Source organism: Methylobacterium fujisawaense (genome assembly GCF_039619325.1).
GTDB lineage: Bacteria > Pseudomonadota > Alphaproteobacteria > Rhizobiales > Beijerinckiaceae > Methylobacterium > Methylobacterium fujisawaense.
This window is the reverse complement of the sequence record NZ_CP155000.1, coordinates 2,129,280-2,144,440: the sequence shown is the minus strand read 5'-3', so window position 1 is coordinate 2,144,440 and position 15,161 is coordinate 2,129,280. Positions and strand designations below refer to the sequence as shown.

Annotated in this window: 11 protein-coding genes and 1 pseudogene; 7 read left to right on the top strand and 5 right to left on the bottom strand. The window is 61.6% G+C overall.

From position 1 onward, the window contains the following. Positions 1 to 8 precede the first annotated feature (8 nt). From ABC766_RS10145 to ABC766_RS10135, 3 genes and pseudogenes are all read right to left on the bottom strand, one after another. Positions 9 to 212, bottom strand: a complete 204-nt coding sequence (locus ABC766_RS10145) for a hypothetical protein (RefSeq protein ID WP_345822109.1) — start codon at positions 210 to 212, stop codon at positions 9 to 11. Beyond that, positions 212 to 2,383 (bottom strand): AAA family ATPase, encoded by a 2,172-nt coding sequence (locus tag ABC766_RS10140; RefSeq protein ID WP_345822108.1) that lies wholly within the window; start codon positions 2,381 to 2,383, stop codon positions 212 to 214. The genes ABC766_RS10145 and ABC766_RS10140 overlap by 1 nt, the downstream gene beginning before the upstream one ends. 400 nt (positions 2,384 to 2,783) lie before the next feature. After that, a pseudogene (locus ABC766_RS10135) lies at positions 2,784 to 3,398 on the bottom strand (FAD-binding oxidoreductase); the annotation flags it as partial. Between the two features lie 582 nt (positions 3,399 to 3,980). Here ABC766_RS10135 and ABC766_RS10130 point away from each other — a divergent pair. From ABC766_RS10130 to ABC766_RS10110, 5 genes are all read left to right on the top strand, one after another. Beyond that, a complete protein-coding gene (locus tag ABC766_RS10130; protein WP_345822107.1) occupies positions 3,981 to 4,538 on the top strand; it encodes a hypothetical protein in 558 nt (185 codons plus the stop codon). A gap of 727 nt (positions 4,539 to 5,265) precedes the next feature. Next, a complete protein-coding gene (locus ABC766_RS10125; protein ID WP_345822106.1) occupies positions 5,266 to 5,775 on the top strand; it encodes a hypothetical protein in 510 nt (169 codons plus the stop codon). Between the two features lie 470 nt (positions 5,776 to 6,245). Further along, a complete protein-coding gene (locus ABC766_RS10120) occupies positions 6,246 to 6,674 on the top strand; it encodes a hypothetical protein (protein WP_345822105.1) in 429 nt (142 codons plus the stop codon). A 455-nt stretch (positions 6,675 to 7,129) separates the two neighbouring features. Continuing rightward, positions 7,130 to 8,662 carry a hypothetical protein gene (locus ABC766_RS10115; protein WP_345822104.1) on the top strand — a complete coding sequence of 511 codons (1,533 nt, stop codon included), beginning with the start codon at positions 7,130 to 7,132 and terminating at the stop codon, positions 8,660 to 8,662. A gap of 3 nt (positions 8,663 to 8,665) precedes the next feature. After that, on the top strand, positions 8,666 to 9,256 hold the full coding sequence (locus ABC766_RS10110) for a hypothetical protein (RefSeq protein ID WP_345822103.1): 591 nt from the start codon (positions 8,666 to 8,668) through the stop codon (positions 9,254 to 9,256). Here the strand turns inward: ABC766_RS10110 and istB are convergent. Together istB and istA are read right to left on the bottom strand one after the other, a co-directional pair. Then, on the bottom strand, positions 9,253 to 10,041 hold the full coding sequence (gene istB, locus ABC766_RS10105; RefSeq protein ID WP_127991182.1) for an IS21-like element helper ATPase IstB: 789 nt from the start codon (positions 10,039 to 10,041) through the stop codon (positions 9,253 to 9,255). The genes ABC766_RS10110 and istB overlap by 4 nt on opposite strands. Then, positions 10,041 to 11,339 (bottom strand): IS21 family transposase, encoded by a 1,299-nt coding sequence (gene istA, locus ABC766_RS10100; protein WP_427902312.1) that lies wholly within the window; start codon positions 11,337 to 11,339, stop codon positions 10,041 to 10,043. Before istA ends, istB begins: the two co-directional genes overlap by 1 nt. A gap of 390 nt (positions 11,340 to 11,729) precedes the next feature. Between istA and ABC766_RS10095 the strand changes: the two genes are divergently transcribed. Further along, positions 11,730 to 14,306: a VPA1269 family protein gene (locus ABC766_RS10095; protein ID WP_345822102.1), complete on the top strand. Its 2,577-nt coding sequence runs from the start codon at positions 11,730 to 11,732 to the stop codon at positions 14,304 to 14,306. Next, positions 14,303 to 15,118, top strand: coding sequence for a hypothetical protein (locus ABC766_RS10090; RefSeq protein ID WP_345822101.1), 816 nt, complete (start codon positions 14,303 to 14,305; stop codon positions 15,116 to 15,118). The genes ABC766_RS10095 and ABC766_RS10090 overlap by 4 nt, the downstream gene beginning before the upstream one ends. Positions 15,119 to 15,161: the final 43 nt, after the last annotated feature.

Sequence of the window (15,161 nt, the reverse complement as noted above, 5' to 3'; positions counted from 1 at the left end):
TCCATCGATCAAGGAGAGAACGGGTCCGTATCGTCGTCGTCCTCGGACGCCCGTCTGCAATGCTCGAAAGCGGCTCGCCGGCGGATGATGCCGGTCAACTCCTCGATGACCACAGCCCGATCTCCCTCGAGGATCCCGCACAACGCATCGATGGCATCGGAGAGGGGCTGAAGGTCCTCGATCTCCGGGGTGGTGGGTCGGATCGCGAACATCACTGCACCTCCTCGTCTCTCGCGACCGGGACGACCTGTTCCGTTTCCGCCCGTGTCTTCCCCGGCGCCAGGACACGGTCCATCTCTGCTCGGGTGACGTAGCCGGCTTCCTCGAGTAGGCGGCCGACTGCCTGCAGGGCCGGTCTATGCTCCATGAGGATGCTCCGTGCCCGCTCGCTCGCGCGACGCAGCCGCTCCACGACGGCCGGCAGCAGGCCTGTGACCATGATGGCCTCGCTTGCGGCGGCATCGAGGCTGATGTTGCCGAAGTGCCCGAGCCCCCATTTCAGCTCGATGTCGCGTGCGATCCCGGTCGCCAATGCCAGATCCGAGTCAGGTCCGAAGCCCGCTCCGATCGACGCGGCCCCGAACTCGATCTCTTCCGCGATCCGGCCCGCCAGGAGGGAAGCCAATCCCGCCTCGAGCACGGTCAGGGTCACGGCGCCGTCGTCGGTGAATTCCAGCAAGGCTTGGCCGCCGTCGTCGTGGAGAGACAGGTCCATGAGCGTGCCGTGGCCGAGCGTGCGGGACACGACCGCGTGACCGGCCTCGTGGATAGCCACGCGATGCCTTACGGCCGCCGGGAGCGGGCGACGCCCCTGCCGGATCTCGACCAGCAGGTCGTCCAGGGTCACGGCACGGCCGTTGCGGCGCGCCGTTCCTTTGGCGCGCCGAACGAACGCCTCCGCGTCCGCGCCCGTCATGCCGCGGGCAGCCAACGCCAGCGGCAGAGTCGACGCGTCGGGCAGGATCTCGCGACCGAGATGGTGCCGGAAGATTTGCGCGAGCGCGGTCGTGTCCGGCTTGCCGATCGCGATCTCCCGATCGAGGCGCCCGGCCCGCTTGACCGCAGGATCGATCTTTCCGGGGTGGTTCGTGGCCGCCACGACGACGACGCCCGGCCGCTCGTCCACGCCTGCCAGCAGCTCGAGAAACAGGTTTACGATCTGCGTCCAGTACTGGACGTGCTCCCCGCGGATCTGAGCGCGGTCGGAGATGCCGTCGAGTTCGTCGATGAACAGGATGCAGGGTGCCTGCGCCTGCGCCTGTGCGAAGACCTTGCGGATCGCCTGAAGCGTGCCGGAAAGATAGTCTGCTGCGTTCCATTCGGCGACGGAGGTCGTCACCAGGGGGACGCGCGCGCTCTTCGCCAGAGCGCGCGCGAAGCTGGTCTTGCCGACGCCGGGCGGACCTGACAGCAGCAGGCCACGATGATCGATCTGGGCCCAGGTCAGACAACCCGCACGGTAAGCCTGCAGATCGGACGCCACGGCCAAGCCCCACGTCTTCGCGGGCCCATAGCCATCGAGCTCCTCCAGAGCGGGACCTTCGGCTAGAAAATCGGCCTTCGCAGTGACGATCCGCTCCAGCGCTTCGATGCACGCATCTGGTGAGGTCGCCCGGCGGAAGGCGACTGGCAGGTCGGCAATGTCGATCATGCGAAGGAGATCCCGATCGATCTGTCGCAAAGGCCGGCTGCCTACGACAGCTTCGACCACGAGGGCGAGCCCGGTTTGATCAAGGCTCGGCAACCCAATCCGGTGTTCGGCGGAGCGCATCAGGTCACGCGGCAGCTGGCGCTTAGGGTCGGGTGCGATGCCCACGATCGGTACGCGTACATGCAGCGCCGCGCCAATGATCTCGTTGCCTTTCTCAGGCCGTGCGTCGCGGCTGATCCCGTCGCAAACGAAAAGTGCGGCATGCCGCCGGCTAAGCTCGCGCGCCCGCCCGTTCGCGAGATCGATGACCTTGGTGTTGGGCCGGAACAGGCACTTCTCGGCAACGACTCGAACCGGCTCCACTAGATCGATCAAATGTGTGGCGAGCGCGACTACAGGCGCTTCCCGGCGCAAACGCCGCACGAGACCGGGCTCGGCCTCGATGGCACGGGCAAGCATGACGGCGACAGCGGCGAGATCTGCTGGAACAGGCACATGTGCGCTCTCGGGTCGGTTGATCTCGTCCTGAACGACAATCTGCTCGACGGCATCGGCTTCGTCGAGCATCGGCTCCGCGTCGAAATCGTGCGAGTTGGCGCGGTGACCGGCCTTGAAACGCCTGCGCTCCTCCTGTGCAAGCTGTTGCAGAAAGGCGCGTGAGAGTTGGTCGGAAAATGCACCTTCCTGATCGATTGAACTTATGGCTGAGGGCATAGAGGATACGGCGAGCATGCAAGATCTCCCGGGGCCGAGCAGTAGGCAGCGGCCATCAGCAAAAGGCTGGATGGATCAGTGACGTCGCAGGCTCGACAGAGTCGAAGCACTTGGTGGACGTCGAATTCAGGAGATCGCCTGCTTCATAGGCGATGAAGCGTTAATAGAACAAAACGCGAACATAAACGATCCGCGTCCGTACCTGTCCACAGGAAGAGCTTGGCAGGAACGTCGTGCGAGAGACCGGGCTCGAGCACCGTCTTGGCGTTGCCTCGCGATCGACGTTCAAGAGTGCGGGGCGGGGCGAGATCCTGCACGTGCAAGGCATCATCCGAGGGGGCGCATCACAGCAGAGGATGGCGGTTGCAGCGCGGAGGCAATCACGAGCTCAGCTTCACTCCCGGACCTCCCAGACCTATTTCTGGCGGGCGGGCTCCACGACCCCCACGACGGCGTCCGGGAAGCCGTGATCGGCCATGCAGGCTTCGAGGCGCTTCAGATCGCGCTTCAGGGCGGCGAGATCGTCGCCGGCGAATTTCGTGAGCAGCAGGCAGTTCGGCTTGCCGCGGGTGATGTCGGCGAGCGTGGTCCGGAACAGGGGGATATCGGCGCCGAGGACCAGGACGTTGTTGTCCACGAGCTCGACCGCCACCGGGTCGAGCGCCACGATGTGCCGGGTGGTCTCCATGGCGTCCCGGAAGGACGGGAAATGGCAAACCCCCATCACCCGTTGCGTCGGCAGGCGCGACAGCTTCAGGGTCACCGCCGTGGTGGCTGCGAGCGTGCCTTCGGACCCGACCAGCAGATGCGCGAGATTGGGCCGTGCCTCGATCAGCACGTCGAGGTTGTAGCCGCCCACGCGCCGCTGCACCTTCGGATAGCGCGCCGCAATCTCGTCCCGATGGGTCTGGGCTAGGGCGCGCATGCGCTCGGCGAGCGCTTCGGCCCGACCGGAGCCGGTGACGCCCGAGACCGCGTTGCCGGTCAGTCCGAAGCCGAAGGCCTCGCCGTCATGGAACAGCTTCTCCACATTGCGATGCCTCGTCTGGTCAGTTCAGGTCCGAGGTGCCGCATCTGCTGCCTTCCGGCCGTGGTGGCGCTCCAGCAGCCTCCGTGGATGATTACGGCGACTGGGTGCGGGCCTGGACCGTCGGGCAAAAAGACGTCGATGCCCTGGACGGGCACTTCGCCGTAGGCGGCCTGCAGGGTGGGTTCCGGTCATGGCAACTCGAGGAAGACAGAGAGTTCCACCGGGTCGGCGAAGACTCGCCCAGCAGCCAGCGTCATAGCCACCACGAGAGCAGCGCATCACTTCATGCCAGCCTCCGGCCAACCGTCTGAGGCCGCCGACAGGTCACGTCCGCCGTCACGATAGCATGCCCGGCACCCAAACCGCTGCACCAGGCTCTGGTGGCTGTGGGCGCCCGGCGGGGCGACCTACACTTTATTGTCCACTCGCATGGCGGACTTAGGGGCAGGCTGCCCACCAATGAGCCGCCGCTGGCTCATCCGGCAACATGACGAGACTGCCGGTTTCGTCCGGAAATTTCGGACAGACTACCGATGACCAATTAAGGTGCCCATCCGACAAATTTCAACGTGGGATCGACGGATTATGGTCTCGAACGATCCGCACAGCGTACGGTCGAATTGCCCGCATGCTGGGCAAGCGCGCTCGCTCGGTAAAATAGACCGACCCGCGCTTGAGACCATCGCCTCGCGTCCGTCCGACAAATCCGGACAAGACGCGCTGGTTGAGCGACTCAGGCTGTCACATGGCGCCGACTTGAACGAAGCAGAAAGGACTTTGTTCGCAAATTTCGAACGAAGGAGCGTGATCGTGTCGAAGCATCTGTCTATTGCCGACGTAGAACTCGTCTGCGCCGTCCTTGAACGCCTAGCTGCCTCCGGACGAGGAGGGGCAAGCGAGGTCGCGGCTGAATACGGTTTGGCCCGTTCGGTCATTTCGGACAAAATCGCCCGAGTAGAGAAACATTTCAGTCGCTGCTTCATCGCTTACGGACGCGGCAGGACCGGTAGAGTAACGGAAGATGGCCGTACCTTCCTTACGCAAGGCCGTGAACTGCTCGCCGTCTATAACCGGTTACGCGATAAATTTGAAAATAATGATCTGACTACGTTCAAGATTGTGCAAGAGGCGCTTTGTGATTGAGGTGCCATTCGCAATAGGACTTGTTATTTTGTCAGAGAGTTTTTTGATATGAACGTCCTGAGACTCACATCCGGGCGGTATTTATACAATGTGTCCGTATTGCTCGGATCGTCAGAAGCTGCATGGAAGAATTTAATCACAATTCAATTTTCGGGCATGTTAGATTAACTCGTCATTCGATTTAATTTTTGGTCGATTTCTTTGGACAAAAGAAAGATATAAGTTAATTATTTTGGATTCAATTCTCGCCTGATTATCGAAAAGACCACTCGCGATCGGGACAGACCCATTTAGCGTATTGAGTCACTAGGTACATGAGGGCCGGGATTGGCCGCCTCAGAGCAGTTGCTCCGGGCATCCATTCCGTATCTCGGCCACTTCTACGCCCAGGGTCGTCGGGTTCGCGCCTTGGATTGTACGACGTTGGAACGGTGTCTCTGAGCGAATTGGGATCGGCGTCTACATGTCCGAAGCCGAAGACGACCACTTGCTTTCGCCAGGGAAGGCGTGAGGGTACGAAAAGCAACTCAGTAGGTGAGCGAGCCTAGCACTGCCTGGGCATGTTTCAGGAAAAGGCTTCTTTATATCAACGATTTAGCAAAGAGCGCTGGGTTTTCTAAGTCATTGATCTTACAGCAAAAATCAGATCTGTGCCAAGGTAGTGCTAGGAGATGTGACCGGCCGGCGAAGCAATCGAGAAATTCCGCGCATCTTGGAATCGATCGTAATGTTAAAGGAGACCGCCGACCGAGACCATTGTGAAGACGCAGCCCTGGCCGTTCAAAGGAATGAGATCAATGCGAATTCGAATTTGCGCGTCCTTCCGGTGAATGAGCCGCCTCTGACAGCATTTCTCGTGAAGCTAATCATCTTCAAACTGCCGACGGCTTTCGGAGCATCGATGGACGGCATGGAATTCAAGGCGATGCTTCGCGTTCTGCGTAGGACGCCAGGCGCATTCGCAGCCGAGGTCGGCGTTTCTCTGAGAACGGTCCGATACTGGGCGAGCCAGGGTCCTCCTACAGAGATAGCCTATTTACTTAACATGGTTGCGGCGCGCGAGCTGCCCTTTGGCACACAGGTCGAAGAAGCACCCCTCGATCAAGCGCTGCGCGAAGAGCTGGAGAGACTTCTGTATGCCGCCGGGACCGACCGCCGCGAGGAGCTCCTAGAAATCATTGAGGATTGGCTCTTCCAAGCGAGGCGAAAACATCTGGCAATAAATCAAAACGAATGAATGTCTGCCTTTCCGATTTGATTTATGTCCTGATTTGGCGATTTTATGGCGCCTGTATCAGAGCCGCTCAACACTCCTCGCTTTGCACACTCAAGCTTCAACATTTGAGTAAGCCCTTGTAAAGTGCAATTTTTGCACCCACAGTGAGAGAGCCTAATCGCCTAGTTTTCTGACGCGCGGCGATAAGAAGAGGTCCATGAATACGACCTCGGAGCAAATATGATAATGAACAAATCAATAGCAACACGTAGGTGACGGAACTGAAGCCTCCTGGTTCCGCTGCTGACCGTCCTGTGGAAGGCTGGTTGGAACCAATGCAGAATACATCGATTGCTTCAACAGGCAATCACTCCGAGCGCTCGAGCGCTGTCAGGCCTGGTTTCAGATCGTTCAAGACTGCGTCGGCTATCTATTATCCCAATCGATGGCACCGTGATCTTTTAATTCAACTGACATTCGATCCCGCTATCATGGCCATCGAACAGGCTCCGATCGAGCTGATCGCAGGAGATGCCTTCGGGGTTTTCGTCACCGATGGTTCCTCCCGAATTCTGATCGCGGCAACGCGCGACGAGAACGATCCTCCGATGCCGGCGGCGCTTCCGTGCTGCTTATCGGTACCCAGATCGTTCGTAATGCAAGAGCCTCGCTGCTCCACCGCGCGCACCGTCTGGGCGGCACGCAGCGTCTTGGTCGCACCTGGCGATAGGGTCAGGGTGCTCGCTCGCATCGCCGTATCACCCCATGGCGCGCCGCTGGCCTCACTACTCGATTGCGTGCAGACATCGCAGGCCGATCCGACCGACGTCGTCCTGGCACTCGTCTGCGCTGGACAGGCGGAGATCGAGATCGGTGCTCCTCTTTCGCCCGAGACCCTGGTCCGCCGGCGGTCCGCCTAGAAGGCATCGTCGACGGCCGCATAGCGGGGAGGCTCCGTTCCTTCCCGACATGTGCCGTCGGTCTGGTACAGGTGCGGAGATTCGGTAACTCCGTTCCTTCCTTCGCGCACTCGTCCTCAGGCTGCAAACCTGCCGTTTAGGTTGCGGGCGGTAAGCGTGGCAGGTGTTTTGACCGGCGACGCTCCTTGCCCGAACCCAATGACGTGCTTTCTTCGCCGCTTCTTCCGGATAGCTGCATCCGACCGCGCCTGCCGCAGGCCGGTTTCGCTGAAGCTTCCGATGGCTCCTGGAAGCGGCTGAACGAACACTCGACCGGCCTCCTGGCCGTGCGCCTTCGCCCAGAGCCGCTCCGTCCTACTCGGCACGAGAAGACTCGTTCCGACCGATCCGCTTCGTTCCTTGAGCCCGATCGGCACCGCAGTAGGCAATCACGTTCCAACGTCGCCGAAAGAACCATGCCGCCCGTTGAAGTCATGCACGATGGAGACGATGCGGCTTGCCGCGCATTTAAGGTCGACGATGGGAAGGTCTCGATCGAGCGCAGGTTCGATGGCGGCGATGTGGGCCGATCCTCGGATCCCGGCTACGTCGTCTTCTCTATGCCAATCGCAGGCCAGGGCAGCATGGCTCAAGCGCACGGCCAGACGACCCCGGTGCTCGCAGTGCGAACCTCGGCGGGTGAAGTCCTCGTGCCGCACTCGACTCTGTCCTGGGCGCGACATCTGACCCAACAGAATCGCTCTCCGGATAGCGTCCTCAAGGACTTGCACACGATCGGACGCTTCGCCGAATACGTCGATCGCGTGCACGGCTCCGACGAGCTTGATCCGGACACGTTGACGTTGGCCATCTATGCCTACGTTGCCTATAGAGCCGGAAATCGCCTGCCAGGCGACCCCGATTGCGAGGCGCTTCCGAATTGGCCGCCGGTTTCGGAATCGAAGGCCTGGAATGAGTACAGGGCTTTGGCCCGCTTCTTCTCATATTCCGGGGCATCCGACATCAAGGTGGACATTGCTCACGGCGTGATGCCCACGAAGCGCTTCTATGACGCTGCTGCAGCTTACAAGGTAGCCGGATCGCGTGATTTCTTCGTTCACCTAGCGCCAAAAAGAGAGCGCTGGCGAAGGATGATGGTCGACTCCGATCTGGTCGACCCGCGTGAGCAACTGACGATTCGGCCGCGAAATCCGACGCCGACCGCTCTGACCACCACCATGTCGCGAGAGGAGGTCGAGGCCATCATCCGGGCGGAACGAAGTCCGATGTTCGAGGCCCTCTGGATCCTGCTCGCCTTTGGCGGCTGCCGCATCTCCGAGGCTCTCAATCTCTGGCAGATCGATGTCATGCCGGGGAGCTGGAGCCGGCATTTCGGCGACTTGGACGCAAGCGGCCAACCCTTCGTGCTGCTCGCAGATCCAGCGGAAGGCAGATTCGTGGGCGACATAGGCAACGCCCGCACGACCCGGCAGGATTACTTGAAGGATAAATACGGTCGTGCACCCAGATCGAAACTTCCTTCCAAGCATCCCGAGCGAGCAGGCTGGAAATCGATGCTGATCTTGAACAGCGAATGGAACGCGTCGTGGATCTACTGGATCGATGGCCGAATGGCCGACGCGTTCTCGCAACTCGCCGTCGAGATCAGAGCATTCCACCGACGCTATAAAACTTCCGAGCGTCACCCCTACTTTTTCGCGAATATGGCTCGAGCGGACAGCCTCGGCGGCCTTCTTAAATACAGAAGCGCGGCGAAGGCTTTCGAACGAGCGTGCCTGCGCGCCGGGCTCGACCCCCACAGATTTCATCGCAATATTCATGGATTTAGGCATTATTACAAGTGGTATGCGGAGCGTGAACTGAAGTTGCCGCCTGAAATAAGACAGATCATGCTTCATCATCGCTCAATCAACAGTCAAGTCGATTACGGTCGCAAGGCCGCCGATGTGGCGGAGGCTCTGGCAAAAGTCATGACGCAGGCACGTTGAACGATGGTCGATCTTGTCTTTCGAGATGACGAGCGCGTTCGCAGCTTTCCCGACGAGCCAGATGTCGTGACCAATACGGCCAGGGACGGCTACGTCCTTCTCCGTACCTTGTCCGTCATCGAGCTCAGGCGGGAGTTTGCGGCATTCGATAAGCGAATTCGAGCATTGATCGTTGAGCTATTAATGCTGAAGGCATCACATGTCTTCGAGCGTTACGGCCAGCTCGACATGAGTGAAGCCAACAACGTGAAGCGAGCGAACATCGAATACGGCTTCGTTGCGACCGATAGTTTGCCCCGACGTTTCGTACTTCTAAAGCAGACCGCAGTTCTCGAAGGATTGATCGCAACCGGGGCCGTCGGCAGGCGAACGGCAGGCGGAGTCGATCGGCAACGGCTGCGTGGAGCGGGCGGCGTAGTGGAAGAGACGCTGTCGCGTTCGTCCGATGCGCGTCAGGCGATCCTGAGAACAATCTTCGCCAAGCCCGACAGCATGGACGACGCGCTGCAGATGGGATCGGGGTTTCAAGCGACAACCGGAACTGACCCCTTCGCGTCACGAGGATCTGACCCCCATGCCGGTTTCCTCGCCTAGACGGGCGTGGGGTTGGGGACGATAGCGGCCCTCTGTAGAAGTCCGCTGCGACGCTTCTCGCGCAGGCGGTAGCTGTCACCGCGGATGGTGACGACGTGGCTATGGTGCAGCAGCCGGTCGAGGATGGCGGTGGCCACCACCGCGTCCCCGAACACGCTGCCCCACTCGCCCACCGCCCGGTTCGAGGTCACCAGCATCGCGCCGCGCTCGTAGCGGCGACTGACGAGCTGGAAGAACAGGTGCGCGGCATCCGGCTCGAACGGCAGGTAGCCGAGCTCATCGATGATCAGCAGCTTCGGCTTGGCATAGTGCGTCAGCCGCTCCTCCAGCCGCCCCTCGGCGTGCGCCTTGGCCAACTGCGCCACGAGCGTCGTGGCTGGGGTGAACAACACGCCGTAGCCGGCCACGATCGCCGCACGCCCGATCGCCACCGCCAGATGCGTCTTGCCCACCCCGGGTGGTCCGAGGAGCAGCACCGCCTCACCGTTGGCGATGAAGCGGCCGGTGGCGATCTCGCGGATCTGCGCCTTGTCCAACGAGGGCTGTGCGCCGAAGTCGAAGCCGGTCAGGTCGCGCACGAACGGGAAGCGGGCCAGCCCGAAGGCCATGTCGATGCGCCGCTGATCGCGCCGGGCGATCTCCCGCTCGCAGAACAGCGTCAGCGCCTCGCGGATCGTCAGTTCGCCCCGGCCGGCCTCGTCGATCAGGCTGTCGAGTTGGTCACGCATGGCCGTCAGCTTCAGGCGGTCGAGCAGTACGGTGAGGTGATCGTGTTCCTCGCTCATCAGAAGCCTCCCCCGGCGACAGCCTCGTACTCGGCGAGCGGACGCAGCAGTTCCGGCGTCGCCACGAGAGGAGGCGGGTCGCGCCGATGAGCCGGTCGCTCACGGCTACCCACGAGCCCGGCCAGATGAGCGTCGTCGACCGCACGGCCGTGACGTCCCTTCAGTTCGGCATGCGCGGCGACCTCCCGTCCGCCGTGGTGGACGCGCACCACCGCTCCGCTCACGGTGACCCGCACCCGCTCACCGATCAGCCGCCAGGGTACCGAGTAAGCGTTGCCGTCGACCGCAACCGCGCAGTCCGCTCCGACCCGGCGCACGAGATCGCGCGCGGCGGAAAACGGCGGCACGCCCGCGAGCGGCCGTAGCGCCCGAGCCTCGTCGCGGGCGAACCGCTCGCCCGGCGCCTCGCCGGTCGTGCCGTGCACGCGCCGGTCGGCGACGTCCCGCGTCCAGGCATCGAGATGCGCCTCCAGGGCTGCGAAGCTCGCGAAGCGGCGGCCGGCCACGGCATTGTTCTTGACGTAGCCGACGCCGCGCTCGTCCTTGCCCTTCGTGCGCGCCCGGTACGGGGCGCAGGCCCGCACCCGGAAGCCCCAGTGGCGGGAGAAGGCGTGCAGGCGCGGGTGCAGGACGACCTCGCGGCTCACAGGGTCGTGGTGCAAGACCAGGGCGCGAGCGTTGTCGAGCAACACCTCGTGTGGCACGCCGCCGAAAGCCCGGAAAGCGCTCTCCAGCCCGGCGAACCAGTCCTCCTGCCGTTCGTGGCCGAAGGCACGCACGTGCAGGCGGCGCGAGTAGCCGAGCGTCGCTACGAACAGGGAGACCCGAGTCGGCACGCCGCCGATCTCGACGCGCCGTTCGCCAAAGTCGATTTGCATCTGCTCGCCCGGCCGCGTCTCGAACCGCACGCTCGCCCGCGCGGCGATCACCAGATCCCGCCGCAACGGCGCGACCGCCCGCTCCACCGTGCGCAGGCTGACGTGGATGCCCTTCTCGGTCGCCAGATCCTGGCGCACGACGTCGGCGTTGCCCGCATGCTGCCGGAAGCGTTCGACCAGCCAGTCCGCCAAGCCGTCGAGCTGCTTCGAGCGCGAGGGCGTCGCGCAGGGGCGCCAATCCCCCCGTCGCAGCCACTGCTTCACCGTGTTCTTCGAACAGCCAAGCTCGGCTGCGATCCGCTTCGCGCCCCAGCCGAGCGCCTGCAGCCGCATCATCGCCGACACGTCGTCCGGCGTCTTCATCTCGGCCCTCCACGGATCGTCCATCCGCGTCAGAGCCTGAGCCTCGTTCCTGATCATCTCGACCTCCTCGCTCATCGAGGGGGTCAGATCCTCATGGCGTCAGGGGGTCAGTTTGCCGTGTCGCCTGACACGGGGTACTTACTCAACACCGAGGCATTGAGGAAGCGAATAGGTTCCTGTGTGAGTTCGGATCAAGTGCTTCGGGCAGTAGCCGACGAGACGGAACGGTTCTACGAGCGTCAAGGCGAGACTGTAAGGCATTCCACGAGCGCAGCCTCCCGACTAGCATCCGCGGCTCCGCTGTTCGCTCAACACTTGAGCGCGATGGGCGTTTGGCTTCAGCCCGTACGCGATGGATCGGAGATCCGACGACTGCTCCCTACCAAGCTTCTACCGATCTTAGCTTGGATCTCCACGCCCGATCGTCATCGCCAACTCGCGGAACTGGTGCTCTCCAGGCACAAAGCAGCCAAAAATACCAGCTCGGAAGCGATCCTTAATGTATTCCTGGTCACAGCCGCGAACTCGACCGCATTGCAATCCGAGAATCTTTCCGTCGGACCCCTGATTTTGATCAAGGAGGGATCACAAAACTATCCAGATTCACGCAAATACTCGTCATCCGCCAATCATCTGTATCAAGAATGCTGCCGATATTTCGGGCGAGATTCATCAGACCATCCGTCTGCCTTGCTCTTCTTGACATCGATACGCTTGGCCAAGACTGGTGTGGACGCGTTCGATTGGTGCGATCGCCCGTCTGCACGCAACACCAAGAATGTCAGTCGAGTTCTGGGACGCGAAATAACGGATGTCCCCCAATACATCAGAGAGTGGGCCCGGGATCTTCGCGACCTCTTGCCGTTATTCAAAAGAAAAAATGTAAAATCTATTGTGGCAAGCCTAAATTACTGGCTGATATTCCTTTTCATGCTTGGTGAAGAGCGCGCACCATCGCGCTTGAGGGAAGTGGAGCGTCTACGAGACATCAATGATTATGGACGTAGCGGTGGCTCGACCTACGTCGAATTTCTCCGGCGCCATGTCGTCGGCGTCAACGACGAGATCGCATACATCGCACCGTCCACGCTCCAGCAGGCTTGGCAGCTCGCCGCCATCCGCGACGGCTTCACGAATCTGTCCAATCCCGTGGACGCACGCGCAGATCGACCGGGCAAGGCTCGCGAGCGTAGAGCGCGAACATCTCGGAAGGCACTCGACCAGAAGGTTCTCGAAGTGTTGATCAGCGAGAACCGCAAAGAAGAATTCGCGTTCGCACGTTGCCTGGGAAGAGGCGGTCGGGCGCATTGGCGAACGGTCATGGACACCACGACCGGGCGACACGAGGTGGTCTTTTTTCCCCTGCTACCCCTGCTGACAGACGTGATCATGCATTCCGGTGCGCGGAACCGTCAGGCGGCTTGGCTCGACAGCGGCGAAGGAGACGAGATGTCCGTCGACATTGAGGCGGCCGCCTACGTGCCGAACACGCTGGCGACCGCCACTCCCGGTCGCAGGCAGGGCTATATTCAAGTGCACGAGATCATCGATGCGAAGCAGCGTCGACCGGTGCTCGGCATGTTTCTGAACACCGACAAGGTGGTCGGAAAAGCCTACGAGGTCCCCTGGATCGATGCCGACGTCGCCAAAGCAGTGATGGAGTTACGCGACCTACAGGTTCGGTACAACCCGATTTCTCAGCCTATTCCCGCGCTGAGGCCGGCCACGACGAACAAGTACATCACGGCTCAGGTATCGGACGTCTACCCATTGTTTCGCGAGCCGCGAAGCCCGCTGGCTCAGCCGGTCACGGAAGCTCAGCTCGCTCAGTACTGGATAAGCCTACTCGAGCATTGCCAGCCTCTAGTAAACGCCAAGCTCGGGTACGAGTACCTCTTGATCAGGGACGGCAATCCGATCTTCGATATTCATTCGCTTCGCGTTACAACGGTCACCGTTCTCATCGAGAACGGCGTATCGCCGGAAATCGTCCAGATGCTCGTCGGACACCGGTCCGTCCTGATGACGTTCTACTACAATGCCGTCCGAGACGCTTCGGTCCACCGATCGATTCAGGACGCGATGGATCGCAGGCGACAGGCTGCCGGCGCCCTTGACGAAGAGACATCGGACGATCTCATTCGCGAGGCTATCGAATCCCACGTAACGCTCAGGGTCGGCGACGATTTCGCCGGTGCCGACCTATTGCGCCTTCATCTGGAGCGAAGAAGCGGCTTCGATCTGTTCACGCACGGCATCTGTCCGGGCGGAGATTGCTCAACCGGGGGCGAGCGGCTCGCGGAGGGGCGATATAGCCCGGTGTGGCGACCGCGGGCCTGCTCTGGGTGCCGATATCGCGTAACCGGGCCGAGCTTTCTGGCCGGTCTGGTGCATCGGCTCAACTCTCTCATGATGGAAATCAAGCTTAGCATGCAGCGGGAGGAGCGGCTCGTCGACGAAGCCTGCGAGGCCGAAGACGCAGGCCATCCCGCCGCTTCACTTCATGCCAATGCTGCTCGCGAGCGCGAGGATCGGGACGAGCTGTGGCGCGAATGGTGTCTTGAGTACCAGACGGTCAAAGTCGCGGAAGCAGAACTTCATGCACACAGCACCGATGGCAAGACACTCGTCGCGACATCGACGATCGATAAGGGGTCGTTGCGCTTGGCGACGGATGAGGTTCACACTTTTGAACACATGCAGGCGCTCGTCGCCGACGCCAAGTTGCTGGCAGGGGCAACGCTCGATCTGCCGCAAGGATTGGTCGAGATGCGCGACCGCCTTCTATTCGAGGTCGTCCGGACGCAGGAGATCGACCGCTACTTTTACAGGCTGGATCCCGCGGCGCGCGCCAGGGCGCTCGACCGACTCGGCGATCTGCTGGTCACCCACGCGCCGTCCCCCGACCACCTACAGGCCGTGATCGACGGAACGGTTCGGTTGGACGAGATACCGACCCTGGCAGACGCGGTGGCGACGCTGACCTGCGAAACGCCAGACTTCCAACTGGAGAGCGCCCGATGAAGGCGGCTTTGTCGGGAAGCGACCACGTCCTGTCCCGGGACGTCATGAAAAGGCTTCGTCAGGAAGCAGCGCGGTCGCCGCGAACCGATGTCCGCATGGCTACGCTGCAGCGCCTCGAAGAGGCGTGTGATGACATCGCATCGGGCCGCGCCCGTGAGATAGCCCGGAGCATCGAGGAGGACGAATCTCTGTTCGGGCCACCGAAACGGCCCAAAATCAATTCTAAATCGGTCTATCATTACGTGAAAATGAGAGCTCGCCTGGAAACTAGGCAGAATCCGTCCGTCGGCGCGCTGTATTGGACTGGCCCGCATGACTCGAAGATCCGATCCGAGCCGGAGGGCATGCTCGCGTACGTGCGTGCCAGGCAGGCGGAGGTGTTCGGCCTGTCGCGGCCCAGGCCCCCGCGCACCCGAGGTCGCCGTGTGGACGAGATCATCGCAGCAATTCAAGATGTGGATGATCGCATCCTGGTCATGGAAGTGCTCGAGAGCGGATACGCCGCGGAGAAGCGCTACAGCATCCTGACAAGCGCATTGCGGACGATGCCTGGCGTCGACGTGGACGCCCTGCTCTCAGGCGCGAAGGAGCAGACCAGATCGTCAAAACTTGACGGGGCTGCCGCTCTGGGGCCTGACAACAGACGGCTGTTGCAGACGCTTGTCTCGCGGCTCACGAACGAGCGACAGCTACCGACTTTCGGACTGCGTTACGACGGTCGACGAATCAGGATGCTGGTGCCCCCCGGCATCGAACTTGTCACGAAGGATGAACTCGATCTCTTGCGGTCGTTGTCCTCAGACAAGCCTTGAACACGGGCTTGAGCAGTGATCTATCCCGGACCTTAAGCCGAAC

Bases quoted from the DNA above. Each gene is read 5' to 3' on its own strand.
- ABC766_RS10090 (WP_345822101.1), top strand. From the start codon at position 14,303: ATGAAGGCGGCTTTGTCGGGAAGCGACCACGTCCTGTCCCGGGACGTC.
- ABC766_RS10140 (WP_345822108.1), bottom strand. From the start codon at position 2,383: ATGCTCGCCGTATCCTCTATGCCCTCAGCCATAAGTTCAATCGATCAG.
- ABC766_RS10130 (WP_345822107.1), top strand. From the start codon at position 3,981: ATGGTCTCGAACGATCCGCACAGCGTACGGTCGAATTGCCCGCATGCT.
- ABC766_RS10110 (WP_345822103.1), top strand. From the start codon at position 8,666: ATGGTCGATCTTGTCTTTCGAGATGACGAGCGCGTTCGCAGCTTTCCC.
- ABC766_RS10115 (WP_345822104.1), top strand. From the start codon at position 7,130: ATGCCGCCCGTTGAAGTCATGCACGATGGAGACGATGCGGCTTGCCGC.
- istB (WP_127991182.1), bottom strand. From the start codon at position 10,041: ATGAGCGAGGAACACGATCACCTCACCGTACTGCTCGACCGCCTGAAG.
- ABC766_RS10120 (WP_345822105.1), top strand. From the start codon at position 6,246: ATGGCCATCGAACAGGCTCCGATCGAGCTGATCGCAGGAGATGCCTTC.
- istA (WP_427902312.1), bottom strand. From the start codon at position 11,339: ATGATCAGGAACGAGGCTCAGGCTCTGACGCGGATGGACGATCCGTGG.
- ABC766_RS10125 (WP_345822106.1), top strand. From the start codon at position 5,266: ATGTTAAAGGAGACCGCCGACCGAGACCATTGTGAAGACGCAGCCCTG.
- ABC766_RS10145 (WP_345822109.1), bottom strand. From the start codon at position 212: ATGTTCGCGATCCGACCCACCACCCCGGAGATCGAGGACCTTCAGCCC.